Source organism: Nocardiopsis oceani (assembly GCF_054777395.1).
The window spans coordinates 69,985-90,407 of record NZ_BAAHAR010000039.1 but is presented as its reverse complement, the minus strand read 5'-3'; the positions used below and the strand labels follow the sequence as shown (position 1 = coordinate 90,407).

General features: G+C 68.4%; 12 protein-coding genes and 1 tRNA gene. 2 read left to right on the top strand and 11 right to left on the bottom strand.

The genetic code is table 11. From position 1 onward, the window contains the following. Positions 1-286 precede the first annotated feature (286 nt). On the top strand, positions 287-784 hold the full coding sequence (locus tag ACYVDG_RS22915; RefSeq protein WP_460757468.1) for a phosphoribosyltransferase: 498 nt from the start codon (positions 287-289) through the stop codon (positions 782-784). A gap of 52 nt (positions 785-836) precedes the next feature. Here ACYVDG_RS22915 and ACYVDG_RS22910 read toward each other — a convergent pair whose 3' ends face one another. The 4 genes from ACYVDG_RS22910 to ACYVDG_RS22895 form a co-directional block, all read right to left on the bottom strand. Next, entirely contained in the window at positions 837-2,834 is a 1,998-nt protein-coding gene (locus ACYVDG_RS22910; protein ID WP_460757465.1) for a hypothetical protein, read from the bottom strand. After that, a complete protein-coding gene (locus ACYVDG_RS22905) occupies positions 2,822-3,583 on the bottom strand; it encodes an ABC transporter ATP-binding protein (RefSeq protein ID WP_460757462.1) in 762 nt (253 codons plus the stop codon). The genes ACYVDG_RS22910 and ACYVDG_RS22905 overlap by 13 nt, the downstream gene beginning before the upstream one ends. A gap of 137 nt (positions 3,584-3,720) precedes the next feature. Then, complete coding sequence (locus ACYVDG_RS22900) at positions 3,721-4,503, bottom strand: hypothetical protein (RefSeq protein ID WP_460757456.1); 783 nt, start codon at positions 4,501-4,503, stop codon at positions 3,721-3,723. Positions 4,504-4,882: 379 nt separating this feature from the next. After that, complete coding sequence (locus ACYVDG_RS22895) at positions 4,883-7,615, bottom strand: AAA family ATPase (protein ID WP_460757453.1); 2,733 nt, start codon at positions 7,613-7,615, stop codon at positions 4,883-4,885. A 112-nt stretch (positions 7,616-7,727) separates the two neighbouring features. Here ACYVDG_RS22895 and ACYVDG_RS22890 point away from each other — a divergent pair, with 112 nt between their 5' ends. Further along, positions 7,728-8,396: an esterase/lipase family protein gene (locus ACYVDG_RS22890; RefSeq protein WP_460757447.1), complete on the top strand. Its 669-nt coding sequence runs from the start codon at positions 7,728-7,730 to the stop codon at positions 8,394-8,396. A 130-nt stretch (positions 8,397-8,526) separates the two neighbouring features. On the opposite strand, the gene ACYVDG_RS22885 is transcribed toward ACYVDG_RS22890, so the two are convergent. The 7 genes from ACYVDG_RS22885 to gyrB form a co-directional block, all read right to left on the bottom strand. Beyond that, complete coding sequence (locus ACYVDG_RS22885) at positions 8,527-9,078, bottom strand: DUF1349 domain-containing protein (protein ID WP_460757444.1); 552 nt, start codon at positions 9,076-9,078, stop codon at positions 8,527-8,529. A gap of 291 nt (positions 9,079-9,369) precedes the next feature. Further along, complete coding sequence (locus ACYVDG_RS22880) at positions 9,370-10,740, bottom strand: MFS transporter (RefSeq protein ID WP_460757440.1); 1,371 nt, start codon at positions 10,738-10,740, stop codon at positions 9,370-9,372. 1,206 nt (positions 10,741-11,946) lie between these two features. Continuing rightward, complete coding sequence (locus ACYVDG_RS22875; RefSeq protein WP_460757435.1) at positions 11,947-13,377, bottom strand: HNH endonuclease signature motif containing protein; 1,431 nt, start codon at positions 13,375-13,377, stop codon at positions 11,947-11,949. A 1,059-nt stretch (positions 13,378-14,436) separates the two neighbouring features. Beyond that, positions 14,437-14,510, bottom strand: a tRNA-Ile gene (locus ACYVDG_RS22870). A gap of 195 nt (positions 14,511-14,705) precedes the next feature. Next, complete coding sequence (locus tag ACYVDG_RS22865; protein ID WP_460757430.1) at positions 14,706-15,344, bottom strand: DUF3566 domain-containing protein; 639 nt, start codon at positions 15,342-15,344, stop codon at positions 14,706-14,708. Positions 15,345-15,445: 101 nt separating this feature from the next. After that, a complete protein-coding gene (gene gyrA / locus ACYVDG_RS22860) occupies positions 15,446-18,055 on the bottom strand; it encodes a DNA gyrase subunit A (RefSeq protein WP_460757427.1) in 2,610 nt (869 codons plus the stop codon). Positions 18,056-18,105: 50 nt separating this feature from the next. Next, a complete protein-coding gene (gene gyrB, locus ACYVDG_RS22855; protein WP_460757422.1) occupies positions 18,106-20,052 on the bottom strand; it encodes a DNA topoisomerase (ATP-hydrolyzing) subunit B in 1,947 nt (648 codons plus the stop codon). Positions 20,053-20,423 lie beyond the last annotated feature (371 nt).

The following is a 20,423-nucleotide window of genomic DNA, read 5'->3' as shown; positions in this document are numbered from 1 at the left end:
GACGTGGTCGTCGCAGAAGACGTAGAGTGCGGTCAGAAGGGTGTCCAGGTCTCGTTTCACACCAAGACTCTGCGGCACCCTTCGCTGTGTCCGCTACCTGCTTACACATCGGACTCACTCATCTAGGAGGACTCTCCGCCGCCTTGCGATGCACCATCCTGAACGCCGCTCCGTAACGGGCAAACCCCGACCGACGCGGCATTAGCATGTACCGGTGCCGCGAACGGGCTGACCTGCGAGGCTCCGCGCACACCGACAACCAGCGGAACACCGAGGGGAACCGACCGTGAGCGACGAGCGCGAGAACCTGACCTACGAGCTCTTCGGTACGGCGATGCGCGAGATGGCCCAGGCCATCGCCGACGACGGGTACGAGCCCGACATCATCCTGTCCATCGCCCGGGGCGGGCTCTTCGTCGCCGGCGGGCTGGGCTACGCCCTGGACGTCAAGAACCTCCACGTCATGAACGTGGAGTTCTACACGGGGGTCGGCACGACGCTGGACATGCCGGTCATGCTGCCGCCGGTGCCCAACGTGGTCGACTTCGGCAAGAAGAAGGTGCTGGTCGCCGACGACGTCGCGGACACCGGGAAGACGCTCAAACTCGTGCACGACTTCTGCGCCGAGCACACCGCGGAGGTGCGTAGCGCGGTCATCTACGAGAAGCCGCAGTCCCTGGTCAAGTGCGAGTACGTGTGGAAGCACACCGACCGCTGGATCAACTTCCCCTGGTCAGTGGAGCCCCCCGTCGTCCACCGCGAGGACCAGGTGCGCGACGCCTGATCCCCGCGACCCGGACTCCGGCGCGGACCGGGCCGAAAGCGGCCCGCCCGGCTCAGTCGTCGGCCGCCCGCTCTCCGTCCGGTTCCGAGGCACGGGACTCGGAACCGTCCCTGACGGGGACCGGGCGGAACAGGATCCGCGCCATGGCGCCCAGCATCACCGCGCCCAACAGGAGCATGCCGAGCGCCGCGGGGACCTGCAGGGCCTGCGGCAGGTAGAGCGGCAGATGCCAGGAGGGGTGCTCCGTCCCCGCGAGGGTTCCGATCAGCGAGGCCACCCCCTGGTAGAACGGCAGCCAGAAGGTGAGTCCCAGTACCGCCAGCGCGGCCCCGGCACCGCTCGACATGTTGTCGACACTGCGCTCGAGCCGGGTGAGGAATGCCCACTCTTCCTCAGCGTCCCGGACCTCGCCCGACCCGTCCTGGCCCGGACCGGCTTCGGCGCGCTCTGCGGCGGACGGCTCCACGCACTTCCCCGCCGTGGCGTCCCACCCCCACCGCAGGGTGTTCAGCAGTTCGGGCCCCCGGGTCTCCAGCCTGCGGTAGGCCACCCGTCCCAGGCCCCAGCCCAGCAACAGCCCTTCGACGGCACCGAAGGCGATCGCGGCCCAGACGAAGTTCGGGTTGTCGGTGAACACACCGAGGCCGACCAGGGCAGCGGGCGGGGCAGCACACACCAACAGCAGCGGGAACAGCACCGTGAACTGCCCCGACGGATCGCCGGAGGCCAGCGGGCTTCCACCGTGCCGGTGCGGTTCCGGTCCGGGCGCGGGCCACAAGACCGCGAACAGCACGCTCAGACCGACACCCGCGCCGGTCAGTGCCGGGAGTACCGCCGCCACCCAGGGCCACGCCCAGTCCTGTCCGGTGAACACGATGCCGCCCACCGACACCACGAGCGAGATCGGCACGAAGACCAGCAACCACGTGAGCTGGCGGCCCCGTACGTCCCGCCGCTCAGCGCCCGGGGTGAGCAGGGTCTGCCACAGTGCACTGCCGTCCAAGGCGTAGACGTTCAGCGACATCAGAGCGGCCAGGGCGACCATGATCAGACCGGCCAGCGGGATCATGAAGGCCATCCCCACCAGCAGTCCCATCGCGCAGACCAGCACACCCGTCCACAGGGCCACGCGCAGCTCGAGGGCTCGCCTCGGGTCCTTGCCCCACGTGCGCAGTTCACGGGCCATCACCGCGCCCAGCGGACCGGACGGCAAAAAGCGCTGGAGCGCGCTGGTGACGCCGCGGCCGCTCCGCGCCGGGCTGGTGGTCGGGCTGCTCACCCGCTTGCGGACCAGCACACCCCACACGGCGAGCAGGCCCACGGCGAGCGCGAGCAGTCCGAGCACCGCGCCGAGGGCGGCCAGAAGGGAACCCTCCCCCGCCGCTTGGACGGCGAATACGCCCCAGCCCGACGGCAGAGCGAGCGCGATGGTCGAGTACGGGGCGGCCACACCTTCGTTCCACAACAGCGCGAAGACGTCGGTGTACTGGGAGACCGCCTGGTAGATCATGAAGACCGAGAACCCGGTGGCCAGGACCGCCGCGCTCTGGATCGCGCTGATCTCGACCCCGACGCGGGTGCGCAGGGCGGCGCTGACCATCGCGGTGAACACGCGGGAGCAGAGGACGATCACGACCACCGTGAGCGGGATCGCGGCCAAGGACACCAGCGCGGCGACCGGGCCGAAGCGGATGGCCAGGGTGAACAGTGAGAGGGCCGCCACCGTCGTGACGGGGACCGTGACACCCACGAAGGACGAGGCCAGCAGACCCAGCATGACCGTCCGGAGCGGCACGGGCTCCAGGGCGAAGTACTCCGGCCGCAGCGACTCGTCACCGCCGCTGCCGCCCGAAGGTCCCGCCACCCAGCACACCAGCCACACACCAAGGACGGTCGCGAGGAGGCTGACCACAGCTTCCAGCGGGGCGAAAACGGAGACCATCACGGTGGCGACCGCCAAGGCCAGGCCGACCGCGCCACCGACCATCCGGCGCGTACTGGACCCGTTGCGCAGGATCGCCAGCTTCATGCGGAGCATCACGCCAACCATGAGAACCCCTTCACCGGCTCGGGGGCACCGACGAGGTCCACGAAGGCCCCTTCGAGGCTCTCGCGGTCTCCCCGCACGTCCTCCGTCGTGCCCGAGGCGAGCACCTGGCCGCGGGCGATGACCCCGACGTGGTCGCAGACCTGCTCGACGAGCGCCATGACGTGACTGGAGATGATCACCGAACCGCCCGCGTCGGTGAAGGAGCGCAGGATCCCCTTGATCACCGTCGCGGAGATGGGGTCGACCGCCTCGAAGGGTTCGTCCAGGACCAGCAGCCGCGGCGCGTGGACCATCGCCCCGGCCAGCCCGATCTTCTTCCGCATACCCGCCGAGTACTCGATGATGAGGGTGTTCTCGGCCTCGTCCAGGCCCAGGCCGGCCAGCAGGTCGTCGACCCGCTCCCGGGTCTGTTCCCGGTCCAGTCCGCGGAGCTGGGCGAGGTACGTGAGCAGCTCCCGGCCGGTGAGGCGTTCGGGCATGGCCATGCCGTCCGGCAGGACACCGATCATCGACTTGGCCCGGACCGGGTCGGACCACACGTCGGCGCCGAAGACCCGGGCCCCGCCGCTGTCCGGTCGGAGCAGGCCGACCGCCATGGTCAACGAAGTGGTCTTCCCCGCGCCGTTGGGGCCGACGAGTCCGTAGAAGGATCCGCTGGGAACGGCGAGGCTGACGTGGTCGACTGCCTGTTTCGCGCCGAATCTCTTGCAGAGGTCGTACAGCTCGAAAGCGTGCGGATGGGGGGTCATGTGCACCTCAGAGCTCGTGTATTCGCGGTTGTGGCCACGACATTACCGAGGCGTACAGTCACGCGGTGTCCTCCGGTGGGGCCGGTGCGACGCCCCCGGTGTCCTCCGATCGGACGACACGGGAGCATGTCCCCCGATCAGACGTTCCGGTGGACGGCGAGCCGGTCGAGGAACCCCTCCATCTCGGAGCTCTGCGCGTCGAAGTCCCCGGGCTCACAGCTGAAGGCCATGACCAGTTCGGACAGCTCGAACCACTGCGCGAACATACGGACGGTGTAGTCGACACCGTCGCTATCGGTGTACTCCAGGTCCGCGACCTGGAACTGGGCGGGCCCGCCGTGGTTCTCCACTTCGACGACCGGACGCGGGGTGACCTCCACCGGACCGACCTCGCCCTCCAACGACTGGGCCCAGCTGTCGATGCTGCTCTGCGGGTCACCCTCCTGACCCGACGTGTTGTCCTCCCCGGCGTTGCTGTGCAGAGTCGTCACACAAGTACTCGTCTGGTGTGTGTAGGTGTAGATCCCGTCCTGCAGCTTCGGGTCCCAGCCGTCGGTTATGGCGTCGGACACGTCCCAGAGCGGAGGGCCGACGTCGGAGAGGTCTTCGGGGGCCTCCGCGACGTACTGATCGCTGTCGCTGTCCCCGTTGCCGTTCTCCTCTGCGCCCTCGTTCCCGGCTTCGGATGAGGACGCCTGCCCGCCACCTCCCTGGTGCGCTTCGGGGCCGCCGTCCTGGTAGGGAATGCAGGCGGTGGTCCCCACGGCCAGGGCCAGGGCGCCGAGCCCCAGGCCCCAGCGGACAGCGTGCACGCGCAGCGAGCCCGCGGGGGAGTGGGCCTTGGAGAGCCCGGAGGGCGCGGGGGTAGCGGGGGTAGCAGGGGCGGGGGTCTGCTGGGTGAAAGGCGTCTTCTTCGTCATGCCGACCATGCTCGCCCGGTACGCGCGTTCCGGAATGAGTATCCGTACTCATGAACCGCGTCCGCAAACGGCCCGAACCAGTGGGCCGCTCCGTGCATCGGTGCTGCCGGCACAGGTGCCATCGGTGGCGGCGCAACCGCCAGAGGCGTGGGGAGGGATCCGTCCGCTGTTTCACGTGAAACAACAGGTCGACGAAGGGATCAGTCGACCCGTCGCTGAGGCTACATACCGACGAAGCGATGTGTCGACAGATCCACCGCTGAACCCTCAGGCCTGTTCCCCGGAAATGCCCCGGACTCCCGCGGCGCCCGCAGCCGTCAACCTTGGTCGCGGGTGCCGGAAACTCTCCCGGAGGCGACTTGTCGACGGGGCGACCCAGCTATCCGTCCACTAGGCGGGACAGTTCGACGCGCGATCGGATCCCGAGCTTGCTGTAGATATTGCGCAGGTGGTGGTCGACCGTTCGGGTGCTGAGGTAGAGGCGTGCCGCGACCTCCCTGTTGGTGGCCCCGACCGCGACGTACCGGGCAATCCGCAGCTGTTGCGGGCTGAGCCGGTCCACGCCGGCCTCCTCGCGCACCGCCGTGCTCCCGCGCGCCGCCCGCAGCTCCTCCTCGGCCTGGCGCGCCCACGGCCTGGCGCCCAACAGCTCGAAGGCCTCCAAGGCGGTGTGCAGGTGCTCGCGGGCCCGGCCCGGATGCCTGGACCGGCGCAGGTGGCCGCCGTACAGCAGCCTGGTGCGGGCCTCCTCGAAATCGCAGTATCCGGAGGCGTGCAGGTCGAGCGCGCTCTGGAAGTACGCGCTCGCTTCCTCGCCGCCGCTGAGAAGTCCGCGGCAGCGCTTCACCAGGGCCATGGCGGTGTCGTTGCCGGTCGCCTCGGCCCAGCTGGCGAAGGTCGCCACACCGGGGTCGACCCGCACCTCGACCCCGCCGCGCACGGACGCCTCCACCAGGTGCGGGGTGAGCAACAGGCGTACCGCCGCGTGACCGCTCCCCGGACCGGAACGCGCCAGGACGCGCAACCGCACGGCTGCCTCCGCGGTGCGTCCGGCGCCGAGGTCGAGCAGGGCCAGTGCCCAGGCCGCGAGGCCCGCGGGCAGGCCGACGTCGTGTTCCCCAGCCAGCGCGAGGGCGGCCCCGGCGTGTTCACGGCACTCGGACTCCTCGCCCCTGATCGCGGCGACGAAGGCGAGCGCGCCCCGGTGGTGGCTCGCGCAGTTGCCCTGGCCGGACTCGTACGCCCGGCGCATCCCCTCGGTGGCGCTCTCCTCCGCCAGCGCGAGTCGGCCGAACCACATCTCGGCGTAGGTGAGGAACTCCAGGGCCTGGGGCACGACGGTGAGCGCACCGGTCCGGCGGGACACCGCCGCGGCGCGTCCGGCCAGGGCCCGCGTGCGCACGTGGTCACCGCGGAGCAGGCCAGCGATACTCCCCAGCACGAGGGCCTGCGGGTCACCGATCCGGTCCGCCGTGTCCTCGGCCCGTGCCAGGAGCGCGGCGCCCTCCGTGTGGCGGCCTTGGAACATGGCTGCCTTGCCGGTCATGTAGTCGAGGACGAGCCGGTTCCAGTGCTGGTCTCCGCTGGACCCCGCGTCGGTCTCGGGCCCGGCCATGAGGGTGCGGGCTCGCTCCGCGGTGGCGTAGAAGCGTTCGTGGTCGCCGGACAGGCAACTGGCTTCCCCCGCTTGGAGCAGCACGCGCAACGCGGTCCCGGGGTCGTTTCCGGCTAGCCGGTCCGCTGTGGCCCCCAGCCGCTGGAAGGCGTCGATGGCCACGCCCGAGCGCAGGTCCATTTCGGCACGGAGCAGGTCGACCTGGTCCTGGGCGGAGCGCACGCGTTCGAGGATGCCGCGGGCCCGGACCGCGTTTCCGGACAACCAGGCCGATCGGGCGGCGTCGGCCAAGCGCCGCCCCTTGGTCACGGGGTCGGGGGTCAAACGGGCGGCGTGCTCGTGGAAGCGGGAGGCGCAGGCGTGGCCGCGCCGGTCGGCCTCGCGGAAGGCCGCTCGGTGAAGCGCCGCGGCGACCTGTTCGTCGGGGGCGCTCCCGGCCAGAGCCCGGTGCCATGCCGCGCTGTCGGTGTCCTGTGCTTCGTCGTAGTCCTGGGCGAGCGCCAGATGGACGGAACGCCGCCCTGAGGAGGAGGCTCGGTGGTAAGCGGCGGAGCGGGCCAGCGGGTGGGTGAAGACCACGTGGCCGCCCTTCTCGGTGACCAGCCCGGCCACCCGTGCTTCCGCAAGGAGGCCGGGGGAGCCCCTTGGAGAACCGGCGGTGGCGCCGTGGCCGGGTTCGGCGGCGGCTCTGGCCAGTTCGAGGCGGGTGGTCTCGGGCAGCTCGGAGAGGGCGGCGGCGAAGGCGTCGGTGAGGCCGCCGAAGGAGCGCGGCGGCTGTTCGAGGGCGACCGCCCCGGACCGCTGTTCGGGACTGGCCGCGTCCAGCAGCTCGAGTGCGGCGCGAGGGTTGCCCTCCGACGCATCAGCGAGCTCCCGGGCCACCGGCGGCGCCGTCGTTTCGCCCCCGCCCAGAATGAGCAGGAGGGCCTCCCGCGCCAGCGGGCGCAGCCGCAGCACAGGAATACCGGCGAGGCGGTCCGCGTCGCCGTCCGGTGCGCTGAGCAGGACCGCCGCCCCTTCATGGGTGAGTCTGCGCGCGGCGAAGGCCACGGCTTCCCGGGACGGTTGGTCGAGGAGGTGGAAGTCGTCCACGCAGAGGAGCAGGGGACTCTCGGCCGCGACCTCGGAGATCAGGCCCAGGGCCGCGTTGGCCAGCGGGAAGGGTTCCGCGGGTTCCCCGGTGCCCAAGGCCCGGGTGAGCACCGTACGCTGCTCCGTCGGCAGGCGGGGGAGGTAGGGGAGCGCGGGCCTGAGGAGCTGGTGCAGTCCGGCCATGGGGATCCGGCCCTCGCCCGGTGCAGCACGTGCCCGGAGCACGGTGAAGTCGCGGGCTTCCTCGCCGGCCCGATCCAGCAGGGCCGTCCTGCCCGTACCGGGGGCGCCCGTCACGAGCAGGCCGCAGCTCTCTCCGGAGCGTGCGGCCTCGAGCAGGTGGCGGACGGATGAGAGTTCGTGGTCACGCCCGTACAGAGGCGCTGGGTGTGTGAGCGGGTTCACACTCCCTTAAGTTACCCGTCAGTTAAATACGAGTAAAGGGACCGGCGATTCAGCCGATGCGCTCAGTGTGATGCCGGGCACACAATCGAGTTCCCCCACCGACGGAGCTCGCATGAGACGCCTGATCCCCCTCCTGTGCGGTTTCGTGCTCGTCCTGAGCACGGCCCTGCACGCCGCACCCGCTTCCGCCGACTCGCACACCCCCGTCGTCTTCGTCCACGGCTTCATGGGCAAGGGCGGCCAGTGGGACGACATGCGCGACGCCCTGGCCGACGACGGCTACCCCGATGACCGGCTGCACGTCTTCTCCTACGACTGGGCCCGTTCGAACACCACCATCGCCGGAGAGCTCGCCGACCACGTCGACGACGTCCGGGGCCAGCACGACGCCGACCGGGTGCACCTGGTGACCCACTCCATGGGCGGCCTGTCCTCGCGCTACTACATCCAGAACCTCGGCGGCACGGAGACCGTCGACCAGTGGGTCTCCATCGGCGGCCCCAACAACGGGACCAATATCGCCAACCTGTGCCCCTCGCCGATCACCCCCTGCGAGGAGATGCGGCACGGATCGGACTTCCTGGACGGTCTCAACGACGACGACCCCACGCCGGGGCCGGTCGGGTACACCACCATTCGGTCCTCCTGTGACGCCGTCATCTCACCGACGGACAGCACCTCCCTTCCCGGGGCGGACAACATCGCGACCGGATGCGTCGAGCACATCTCCATGATGTGGAACGGCGGGGTCATCGACCACGTACGGGATATCGTCGGCTGACCCGCTTACAGCCGAGGAGACCCCCAGGGCGACCTGTCGACAGCTCGACAAACCGACAGATCGGCAGACCGACAGATCGACGGGCCGGCAGAGCGACGGGCCGCCCCGGACGGTCCCCGAGGGCCCTACCTCAGTGGATGCCCTCGGGGACCGAACCGGTGACCGCGAGGTCCCGGAAGCGCGCGCGGAACCCGGCCCGCTGCGGGGAACAGCACATGACGCCCACGAGGCACCGCTCCGCCGGGACCAGGTACCCCAGCCGAAGCATCCGCCATTTGCCGTTCTCCAAGTACTGGACCTGCACCGAATCCCGTCGCCGGGTCAGCCTCAGGGTGAACTCAGGGCCCGGGTCCGCGGGCACCACCACCGACCAGTCGGAGACGTCCCTCGTGACCACGGCGCTCAGGTGCGGGACCCCGTCGGTGTACTCGACCCCGGTCTTCACCCAGTTGCGCTCGTCCACCCGGACCATCAGTCCGAGTTGGTCGTACAGCTCCTCGTAGTCGCCGGAGAAGGTCACCTGTGCGGTGAAGTCACCTTCGACCTCCGCCGCACGGAAGTGCCCGTCGTCACGGACGAACCCGTAGTAGGTCTCCCGCCAGAAGTCGGTCCGGTCCCCGGTGGTTGCGGTCAGGACGCCCCCGTCCACCGCCCATTCCGGAGGCTCGTTGACCCATCGCATGTCGGGAAGCATGGCCCGCCCTTCCATTGGCCTCGAATGCCGGTATCCAGTGCGCCGGAGTCCGTTGCGCCGGGCTCCCGCGTACCGAAGTCCGGGAGTCTATCAACGGGCCGGCCCCGCCCCGTGTCGACAAAGCGGCCGGGCGACAAAGCGTGTTCTCGACAGGCCTCCCCGTCGGGAGACGGCCGGGAGGCGGCCGGCGGGAGGGGCAGTAGGAGACGACAGACGGGGTCGGCGGCCGCCGTAGCGGTGGCCCGCCGACCCCTCCGAGGAGCTCCCGGGATCGCCTGGTCAGGCAGCGCTGGTGGGCTCGCTCTCGTCCGCGTGCAGGTCCACGCCCTGGATGCGCTTGCTCACCAGCGAGACCGCGATGAAGGAGAGCACTGAGAGGCCGATGATGTAGACGCCGATCATCCACGAGACGCCGAAGGACGTCAGGATCATCTCCGCGATCATCGCCGCGAAGGCACCGCCCAGGATCGCGCCGAGAGCGTAGCCGATGGACACACCCGAATACCGGACCTCGGCCGGGAACATCTCCGCGTACAGCGCCGACTGCGGACCGTAGCTCAGCCCGAAGGTCAGGGTGAAGATGAAGACACCCAGGAAGTACATGTAGATGTTGCCGGTGTCGACCATGAACCACAGCGGGACCGCCCAGACGGCCAGCAGGACGTAGCCGAGCTGGAAGGTGCGGACCCTGCCGAGCTTGTCGCTGATCCAGCCGCCGTAAAGCGTGGAGATCAGCCAGCCGAACGAGGCCAGCGCGGTCGCCAGCAGCACTGGGCTCCGCTCCATACCGAGCCCGAACTCCTCCACCGGGCGCGAGGCGTACGTCGCCAGGAAGGCGATGACCAGGTATCCGGCGGCGTTGTTGGCGACGAAGATCAGCGCGGAGAGCACGACCGCCCTGGTGTGGTTGCGGAACAGCTTGCCCAGCGGGGCCGACGACTTGGCCCGGCGGTTCTGCATGTGCTTGAAGACCGGGGACTCCTCCACGGTCTTGCGGATCAGGTGACCGACGATGATCAGCACGAAGGACAGCAGGAACGGGATGCGCCAGCCCCAGTCCATGAAGGCCTCGGTTCCGATGGCCGCGGTGATCCCCCACAGAACGAGGGTCGCCAGGATCATGCCGCAGGGCACGCCGATCTGCGGGTAGGAGCCGAAGTACCCGCGCTTCTTGACCGGGGCGTGCTCGACCGCCATCAGGGCGGCGCCGCCCCACTCCCCGCCGGCGGAGAATCCCTGGAGGATGCGCAGGAAGATCAGCATGATCGGTGCCGCCATGCCGATCTGGGCGTAGGTGGGCAGCAGACCGATCGCACAGGTCGCGACACCCATCAGGACGAGGGTGAACACCAGGATCCGCTTACGCCCGAACCGGTCGCCGAGGTGGCCGGCGACGATCGCGCCCAACGGCCGGAAGAGGAAGGAGATGCCGATGGTCGCGAACGAGAGGACCTGTGCCACGACCGGGTTGGAGTCGGACAGCGGCGCCAGGAAGAGCGGCGCCAGCACCAGACCCGCTGCCTGGGCGTAGATGAAGAAGTCGTACCACTCGATGGTGGTGCCGACCATGGTCCCCGCGAGGACCTTTCGCTTCTCTTTGGGGTCGAGGGTTCCACCAGGGCCTGAGACCGCGGCGTCGGAAGTCGCCATTACTGCTCCGTAGGTTCTCTACCGGCTTGAGGGGGCCGAGTTCGCTGAAGGGCCCACGCCGGACGGCACCATCGCCACGGGACAGAGCGGTGGAAAGCCGGGCAGATCATGAGCCCCAGGACACCATGCCATGTGACTCAAGCAACTTTCCATAGCGAATTCTGATTTTCGCAGTTAGGAACACATGTACTGACCGAACGGTCGGTGAGAAAGCCCTGCTGACGGGGGACTTCTGGCCCCCTGCGCCCTTCGTCCACGGGAAAGAAGAAAGAGCCAGAGGAGTCCACACTCCGAGACACAGCGGTACGACGGCGGAAGACCGGAAGACCGGAGACAGTAGTGCGACAGATCGGCCTGTCGGCATCTGGGATCGAACTCTCGAGAAGTCTCCGGATCCCCTCGGCTGGGAAGCGGAGCGGGCCGTTCCGGGGCCACCCGTCCGGAGACTGCAGGCCCGCTGTCCACACGATTCAGGAGAGCGCGAGGCAGTTGAGGGGCATTGGCGAAGTGAAGTCTCTGGAGGGCCTGGCCACGTCCCACCAACGGCCCGTGCCCTTGTCCATACCGGAGAGATCGGGGGTTGCCCCGAGGGTGGGGGCTGCCCCGAGGGTGGGGGTGCTTCGGTGGAGTTGGCCTGCTCTGGTGGCTTGGGGGTTGCCTTGTTGGCTGGGGTTCCCTCCTTTCCCGCCGCCCGATTGTGGCCGTCTCCGCTACGCGCCTCAAGGTCGTCGCCATCGAGCGCTTCGCGCGTCATTGGCGCTCCACCTTGACCCGCTCCGCTACGACGGCAGGTTGGCGGCTATCGGGAAAGGGGGACGGGTGGTTGAGGTCCGAACGGCCCCGGCCTGGCGGCCGGGCAACCCCGGTCGGCCTGACGGCCGATACCTGCCCCTGCGCCGGAGCGTTGACGGGTCGGGTGTCACGGCTGGTCAATCTGAACTGCGGACCCCTCGGCCTGGGGGCCGATGCCTGCCACTCCACCGGAGCGTTGACGAGTCGGGTGTCACGGCCGGTCATACTCTGCTGCGAAAGCCGAACCCCAAACCATGAACAGCGCGGCCTGCGGCCGGGTGGGCCACTACGCCGGAGCACACCGATTAAGGGTGTCGCGGCCGGTCATTCTGAGCAGCGCGCAGCACCGGGGCGCGCCCTGTGGCGGGGCGGTGAACCCTCCGATTGGAAGCACTATCGGGGGTGAGGATGCTTCTAGGTAGGGGTCCGGGCTGGGTCGGGGTCCCCGTCCGAGTCCTTACCCTTGTTGTTGCTTCCCCGGTTGCGGTGGGAGGGGCGGCCCTGCCAGACGGGCTGGTCGGGGTTGGTCTCCCTGCGGTACTTCAACCGGTTGTGGTCTGAGCACAGTGGCTGAATGTTGTCCGCGCTCGTGGACCCGCCGGCCGAGAAGCTCCTCTTGTGGTCGGCCTCCGAGCCGCTGGCCGGGGTGTTGCACCCCTGGTACCAGGCGCAGGTGGTGTGACCGAACATCCCCGCATCCCGCAGAGCGCCCGTGGCGTTGCGCTGGGTGCGGCCCACGTCCAGCACTCGGTCCCCTTCGGGGGAGGTGATCATCCGGCGCAGCTGGCTGTTGGGGGCCAGGGCACGGATCGCGGCCATGGAGACCACCTGCCCGTCCTGGGTGGTGGCCGGACCCGCACCCCCGTCCTCACCTTGGAGGCCCAGGAAGGTGGGCAGGGGCACCATGATGTTGATCATCGCCACCGCAGCACGCTTCCGCCCCGTGCCGCCCTTGCCGCCCTTGCTGTCCTGACCGTCCCCGCCCTGGGCACCTTCGGCACCCTCAGCGCCCTCGCCGGGGTTGGTGGGGTCGGTGGGCTGGGAGGCGGAGCGGACCAGGTTCATGAACGCGTCATACATCCGCTCCGAAGCAGACACGTGCAGCCTCTCGGGGTCATAGTCCACCTCGTGGGCCTTGAGCTCACGCTGGAGCTCCTCGGCGTGCTCACTCGGACCCCACAGCTCGACCATGAAGCTCGCATCAAAGGTACGCACCAGGCGCGCACCACGGGCATCGAAAGCAGCCTGGTACTGCTCTTCCACCACAGCCGGGTTGTACTGGGCCAACAGCTCCCGGCCCAGCCGAGCGATGTGGGAGGTCGACATCGCCGGCTCCTTAGCCTTAGCGGCCACGATCCCGGCCTCCATCATCCGCCGAAACTCCCCGGCATCGGGGTGGCGGCCGGTGTTGCGCGCCTTGACCGCCCGCTCAGCGGCCCGGCACACCGCCACCGCCTCCCCAATCGACAACAACCCAGAGTCCAACCCCTGGCGGGTGGCGGGCAGCTCCAGGGCGAAGAGCCGGCGGGCCAGCTCGGCGCGCCCGTTGGCCTCACCCGGGACCATCCCCACCGAGTGGATCAGCCAGTTCTGCACCGACCGCTGCCCACCCGCCTCCAACAACGTCCCAGCCGCCTCCAACTGGGCCAGACGCAGCAGCATCGCAAGCTGGGCCTGCTCCATGTCCTCGCACACCTGCGAGATCACATCCAGCACCTCACCAGCCGCACCCGCCGGAGGCACCGCGCCCATTTCCGAAGCGATCTTTCCCCGGGCAGCACCCATGGCGGCCACGGCGGGCGTATTGCCCGCCGCATTCCCGCACTGCCCGAAAGAAAAAGCCATAGCTCAAGGATATCAACAACGCTCCGGAAAAGAACTAACCCGGAGGATATAAAACCCTTACCCGGCCACCCAGACCCCGCCTTTCCGCTCCCCAAAGAGAAGCCTTCCAGAAAAAGGGCCCCGCCCCCGTGCGCATTCTTGGGCAAAGCGGACAAATCAGAACCCTCGTGGGAATGATCTTGCTACTAGTAGCAATCTCGGCGCCGAAATTTCTTCTGGTAGCAAGATCATCGGGGAAAGGCCCACCCGGCCGAAGGCCGGGCAGTTCGCCTCCCGCATTGACCGGCCGCGACACCCGACCCGTCAACGCTCCGGAGGAGTGGCCCACCCGGCCGCCAGGCCGTGCTGTTCGGGGTTCGCCGCGCGCCTTGACCGGCCGCGACACCGCCAGGCGTCAACGCTCCGGCGCAGGGGCAGGCATCGGCCGCCAGGCCGAGGAGTTCAGTTTTCGGGCGAAGCCCGAAATGGCTCGGACCCCAACCACGCGCCCCCTCTTTCCCATAGCCGCCAACCCGCCGTCGTAGCGAAGCGTGTCAAGGTGGAGCGCCGTTGATGCGCGAAGCGCTCGATGGCGACGACCTTGACGCGCGTAGCGGAGACGGCCACAATCGGGCGGCGGGAAAGGAGGGAACCCCAGCCCACACAAGGACCCAGGAGCAATGGAATTCTCCGCTCACATAGATATCCACGGAAAAATAGCATCCCCAGCTGAGTGGGCGGCGCTCCTCCGGCTGTCCCAGTACATCCTGCACGGACCCCGCCCCGGACCCGTGCTTTCACGTCTGCTTTCACGTCTGCTCTCACGTCGAAAACCCTGGCCGCGGAGCTCCTGGAGCTGTTGGGCGTGCCGCTACCGGTTAGGGGAGCACCGGCTGGAGTCGAGTCGACATAGCGATTCGAACCGTTGTCGACTTGGCGTCCTGTCGGTACCGCCCAGTGCCGGGGGAGCGCGAGCTCGGGCAGGGGATGCCGTGGGGTGCCACGGTCAGACGACGGCCACAATAAGAAGAGCCCTGCTCTCCGAGCGGAGAAGCAAGGCTCTGACCAGATGAAACTGGGTGGGCGTACCAGGACTTGAACCTGGGGCCTCATCCTTATCAGGGATGCGCTCTAACCGACTGAGCTATACGCCCTCGTTCCGACAGGAACTCTACCGTATCCCCGGGTCCGGGGCGAACCGGTTGCCCTGGGGCACGGGGAGAGAGGACCGGCCAACCGGGCCCCTCTTCACCTCCCATTTTAGCGGGTTTCGAGAGTGCTCGGGACAGCCCTGGACAAGCGTCGGGCCCGGCCCACAGAGTGAGCCGGGCCCGTCGGGCACGCGGATCCTACTCGGCCTCGGAGAGGGTCACATCTACTCCGCCGACCAGGTCTGCGACCAGGTTGTACAGCATCGCGCCCACCGTGGAGAGCGCGGTGAGCAGCACGATGTTCAGCGCGCCGATGACACCCGTGTAGCCCAGCACACGGCCGGGGGAGAACCACGCGGCCGGATTCAGACCCAGCTCGTCCTCTCCGCCGTCACCTTCCAGGAGGGCGTTGATCATGCTGGTCAGCTCGTCGAAGACACCCAGCATCGACAGGACCGCGTAGATGACCGCGACCGCGACGAACAGGATGATGAAGCAGACCAGCGAGACCACGAAGCTGAACTTCATGACCGACCAGGGCTCCACCCGGGAGACGGTCAGGTGCGCCTTGCGGCTCGTCAGCGTCGCTTTGACGGCGCTGGGGGCGGCGGGCTTGGTCCCCTCCTCAGCGGAGGAAGGCCCGCCGGACTCGGGACCCTCTTCGGGCTCGGGCTTCTTCTCGGTCGTCACTGTCGTTCCCCCCGCTTCCTCCTCGGTCGATCCCGAGGAGTCCTGGGCATCCGACTCCGCCGACCCCGCCGTTTCCACGTCCGTGTCACCGGCGGCCGAAGCCGCGTCGGAATCGTTGCTGGTGGTGTTCCGCTGGTTCTCAGACATAGAAGCGCTACCGCTGGACTTTCGTTGAGACGGGTCGGTGCGTGTGTCCCGCGGGGCCCCAGAAAGGAACCCCACGGGACGTACTGGGCTTAACGCGCAGTCTAGGCCTCAGGGTTGCCATCGTCGGCGACCGAGTCGTCGCCCGTGTCGGCGACCTCCTCGACCGCGTCGGCGACCTCTTCGACCTCCTCGGCCTCAGCAGCCTCGGCGTTGGCGGCGACGGCCACGATCTTGTTCCCCTTGTCGAGGTTCATCAGCCGAACACCCATGGTGGTGCGGCCGGACTGCTTCACCTCAGCGGCACCGGTACGGATGACCCCGCCGGACGAGGTGATCGCGAAGACCTCGTCGACCTCCGGGTCCACCATCATGGCGCCGACGAGCTTGCCGCGGGCCTCCACGACCTTGGCCGTCAGCACACCCTTGCCGCCGCGGTTCTGCACCGGGTACTGCTCCGAGGGGGTCCGCTTGGCGTACCCGTTCTCGGTGGTGACCAGCACGTCGGTGGAACCGTCGTCCGGGCGGATGACGTCCATGGAGAGCAGGTAGTCGTCCTCCAGGAAGCGCATACCGATCACGCCGCTGGTCGCCCGGCCCATGGGACGCAGCGACTCGTCGGAGGCCGGGAAGCGGATCGCCTGGGCGTCACTGGAGATCAACAGCAGGTCGTCGCCGGGGAAGACCAGACGAGCGGCGATCAGCTCGTCCTCCTCGCGGAGATTGATCGCGATGATGCCCGCCGCGCGCGCGGAGTCGAAGTCCTCCAGGCGCGACTTCTTGACCAGTCCTTCGCGGGTGGCCAGCACCAGGTACGGCGCGGCCTCGTAGTCGCGCAGCGCCATGATCTGCGCGATCTCCTCACCCGGCTGGAAGGGCAGCAGGTTGGCGACGTGCTGGCCGCGCGCGTCACGCGCGGCCTCCGGCAGCTCGTAGGCCTTCGTCCGGTACACCCGGCCCTGGTTCGTGAAGCACAGGATCCAGTGGTGGGTGGTGGTGACGAAGAAGTGCTGGACGATGTCGTCCTGCTTGAGCTGGGCGCCCCGCACGCCCTTGCCACCGCGCTTCTGCGCCCGGTAGCTGTCGATCCGGGTGCGCTTGGCGTACCCACCGCGGGAGATCGTGACGACCACGTCCTCCTCGGCGATGAAGTCCTCCATGCGCATGTCACCCTCGAACGGGATGATGTGCGTGCGCCGCTCGTCGGCGTACTTCGCGACGATCTCGCTCAGCTCTTCGCGGATGATGCTCCGCTGGCGGACATCCGAGGAAAGGATGTCGTTGTAGTCCTCGATGAGCGCCATGAGCTCGTCGTACTCGGCGGTCAGGGCGTTGCGCTCCAACGCGGCGAGCTTGCGCAGCTGCATGTCCAGGATGGCGCGGGCCTGGAGGTCGTCGATCTCCAGCAGGTCCATCAGGCCGGTGCGCGCCGCGTCCGCGGAAGCGCTGCCCCGGATGAGGTTGATGACCTCGTCGATGCGGTCCATGGCGCGCAAGAGGGCACGCAGGATGTGCGCCCGCTCCTCCGCCTTGCGCAGCAGGTACTGCGTCCGGCGGACGATGACCTCGATCTGGTGCTTGACCCAGTGGCGGATCATCTGGTCCAAGCGCAGGGTGCGCGGCACCCCGTCGACCAGTGCCAGCATGTTCGCGCCGAAGGTGTCCTGCAGCTGGGTGTGCTTGTACAGGTTGTTCAGCACGATCTTGGCCACCGCGTCGCGCTTGAGCACGATGACCAGGCGCTGACCGGTTCGACCGCTGCTCTCGTCGCGCACGTCCGCGATGCCGGTCATCTTGCCTTCCTTGACAAGATCGGCGATCTTCAGCGCGAGGTTGTCCGGGTTGACCTGGTAGGGCAGCTCGGTGATGACCAGCGTCTGGCGACCCCTGCTGTCCTCCTCGACCTCGACCACGGCGCGCATGGTGATGGAGCCGCGCCCGGTCCGGTAGGCCTCCTCGATCCCGCGCCTGCCCACGATGAGTCCGCGGGTCGGGAAGTCGGGGCCCTTGATGCGGGCGATGAGCTGGTCGAGCAGCTCCTCGTCCTCGGTGTCGGGGTTGTCGAGGTACCAGTTGACGCCGTCGGCGACCTCGCGCAGGTTGTGCGGCGGGATGTTGGTCGCCATCCCGACCGCGATACCTGAGGAACCGTTGACCAGCAGGTTCGGGAAGCGCGCGGGCAGTACGACGGGCTCGGAGGACCGGCCGTCGTAGTTCGGCCGGAAGTCGACGGTCTCCTTGTCGATATCCCGGAGCATCTCCATGGCCAGCGGCGCGAGCTTGGACTCGGTGTAGCGCATGGCGGCGGCCGGGTCGTTGCCCGGCGAGCCGAAGTTGCCGTTCGGGTCGACCAGCGGCATCCGCATCGACCACCACTGGGCCAAGCGGACCAGGGTGTCGTAGATGGCGCTGTCACCGTGCGGGTGGTAGTTACCCATCACGTCGCCGACCACGCGGGCGCACTTGAAGTACCCGCGGTCGGGGCGGTAACCGCCGTCGTACATCGCGTAGAGCACGCGCTGGTGGACCGGTTTGAGGCCGTCCCGGACATCGGGGAGGGCGCGGCCCACGATGACCGACATCGCGTAGTCGAGATAGCTGCGCTGCATCTCGACCTGGATGTCGACGGGCTCGATCCGGTCGGTCACGCGCTCCGCTGACTCGACGGGGAGGTCCCCTCCCTCAGGGGTGCCGGGGTTGTTCGCATCCGTCACGGATGTCGGTCCCTTCTACGAAGCTTGCTTGAGCAGGGGTGGGAACACGCCTAGATGTCCAGGAAGCGGACGTCCTTCGCGTTGCGCTGGATGAAGGCGCGCCGCGACTCGACGTCCTCACCCATGAGCACGCTGAACATCTCGTCGGCCTGGGCCGCGTCCTCCAGGTTGACCTGGTGCAGGACGCGGTTGTCCGGGTCCATCGTGGTGTCCCACAGCTCGTTGGCGTTCATCTCGCCCAGACCCTTGAAGCGCTGCACCATGTCTCGGGGGCGCGGGTCCCTCTTCCCTCGGGCGACCCCCTCCTCGATGATCTGGTCCCGCTGGGCGTCGGAGAAGGCGTAGCTCGCGTCGCTGCCCTTCTGGTCCCACTTGATCTTGTACAGCGGCGGCGCGGCCAGGTACACGCGTCCGGCCTCGACCAGCGGCTTCATGAAGCGGAACAGCAGCGTGAGCAGCAGCGTCCGGATGTGCTGGCCGTCGACGTCGGCGTCGGCCATCAGGATGATCTTGTGGTACCGCAGCTTGTCGGCGTCGAAGTCCTCGTGGATACCGGTGCCCAGGGCGGTGATGATGGCCTGGACCTCGTTGTTCTTGAGGATCCGGTCGATCCTGGACTTCTCCACGTTCAGGATCTTGCCGCGGATGGGCAGGATGGCCTGGTTGTGCGGGTTGCGGCCGCCCTTGGCGGAACCGCCGGCCGAGTCACCCTCGACGATGTAGACCTCGCTCTCCTCCGGGTCCGTGGACTGGCAGTCCGACAGCTTGCCCGGGAGGGAGGTGGTCTCGAGAAGGGTCTTGCGACGGGTCAGGTCGCGGGCCTGGCGGGCGGCGACACGGGCTCGGGCGGCCTGGCTGGCCTTGGACACGATGTCCTTGGCCTCGCCGGGGTTGCGCTCGAACCAGTCGCGCAGGTGTTCGTTGGTGACCTTCTGGACGTAGGACTTGGCCTCGGTGTTGCCGAGCTTCGTCTTGGTCTGCCCCTCGAACTGCGGGTCCGCGAGCTTGACCGAGATGATGGCGGTGAGGCCCTCGCGGATGTCGTCACCGGTGAGGTTGTCCTCCTTGTCGCGCAGCAGCCGCTGGTCCCGGGCGTACCGGTTGACCAAGGTGGTGAGCGCCGAGCGGAAGCCCTCCTCGTGGGTGCCGCCCTCCGCCGTGTTGATCGTGTTGGCGAAGGTGTGGACCGAGGAGGTGTACGACTGGTTCCACTGCATGGCGACCTCGACGGCGATGCCGTCGCCCTCTTCCTCGAAGGACACGATCGACGCGTGCGCCGGCTCCTTCTTGGTGTTGATGTGCCGGACGTAGTCCGACAGGCCCTCCTCGTAGTGGAAGGTGTTGACAGTCGGCCCGCCGTCGGTGTGCTCGGGCCGCTCGTCGCGGATGGTGATGGACAGCCCCTTGTTGAGGAAGGCCATCTCCTGCATCCTGCGGGCGAGCGTCTCGAACGAGTACGTGGTCGTCTCGAAGATGCCGCCGTCGGCCCAGAAGGTGATCTGGGTACCGGTCTCGTCGGTCGCCTCACCCTCGATGAGGTCGCCGGTCGGGGCGGTCATCTCGTAGTGCTGCCGCCACACATGGCCGTCCCGCCGGATCTCCACGTCCAGTGCCGTGGAGAGCGCGTTGACGACGGAGACGCCGACACCGTGCAGACCACCGGAGACCGCGTACGACTTGCTGTCGAACTTGCCGCCCGCGTGCAGCGTGGTGAGCACGACCTCGACCGCCGGACGCTTCTCCACTGGGTGGAGGCCGATCGGGATACCTCGGCCGTTGTCGGCCACCCTGACCCCGCCGTCGGCGAGGAGCGTCACCTCGATGGCGTCCGCGTACCCCGCCATCGCTTCGTCGACCGAGTTGTCGACCACCTCTGAGACCAGGTGGTGCAGCCCTCGCTCCCCGGTGGAACCGATATACATTCCCGGGCGCTTGCGTACTGCTTCAAGCCCCTCGAGAACCGTGATTGATCCTGCGTCGTAGTCGTCGTAGGCCAAGTGGGAACACCCTCCTGCTGGGGACGCCTGCCGGCGGCGGCCGAACGGACGACGGTCAACCCACGGCAGAGTGATCGGAGGGCCGACGTACCGCGACACCTGGGGATCACCGTTCGCCGTATGGGCCGTCCGCCCACCCTCTACACGGGGGCGTGGTACCGGCTACAGGCGTCTTAAGAACCGCCTCCATGATACCCCGCGCGGGGCGACAAAGTGGCATTGGCGGCCCTGTGCCGCATCAGAACGAACGCTTAGGGAGGGACCCGAGCCCCTACACGCGGGCACCCCCTTGCGCAAGTCCCGGCGCGGTTCAGTGCCCTGGAAGGGGGTTCACCTTCCCGTCACCAAGGGCCATTCGCCTCAGGCCACAG

Coding starts and splice junctions, on each gene's coding strand:
- ACYVDG_RS22910 (WP_460757465.1), bottom strand. CDS start 2,834: ATGGTTGGCGTGATGCTCCGCATGAAGCTGGCGATCCTGCGCAACGGG.
- ACYVDG_RS22905 (WP_460757462.1), bottom strand. CDS start 3,583: ATGACCCCCCATCCGCACGCTTTCGAGCTGTACGACCTCTGCAAGAGA.
- ACYVDG_RS22900 (WP_460757456.1), bottom strand. CDS start 4,503: ATGACGAAGAAGACGCCTTTCACCCAGCAGACCCCCGCCCCTGCTACC.
- ACYVDG_RS22890 (WP_460757447.1), top strand. CDS start 7,728: ATGAGACGCCTGATCCCCCTCCTGTGCGGTTTCGTGCTCGTCCTGAGC.
- ACYVDG_RS22885 (WP_460757444.1), bottom strand. CDS start 9,078: ATGCGATGGGTCAACGAGCCTCCGGAATGGGCGGTGGACGGGGGCGTC.
- ACYVDG_RS22880 (WP_460757440.1), bottom strand. CDS start 10,740: ATGGCGACTTCCGACGCCGCGGTCTCAGGCCCTGGTGGAACCCTCGAC.
- ACYVDG_RS22875 (WP_460757435.1), bottom strand. CDS start 13,377: ATGGCTTTTTCTTTCGGGCAGTGCGGGAATGCGGCGGGCAATACGCCC.
- ACYVDG_RS22865 (WP_460757430.1), bottom strand. CDS start 15,344: ATGTCTGAGAACCAGCGGAACACCACCAGCAACGATTCCGACGCGGCT.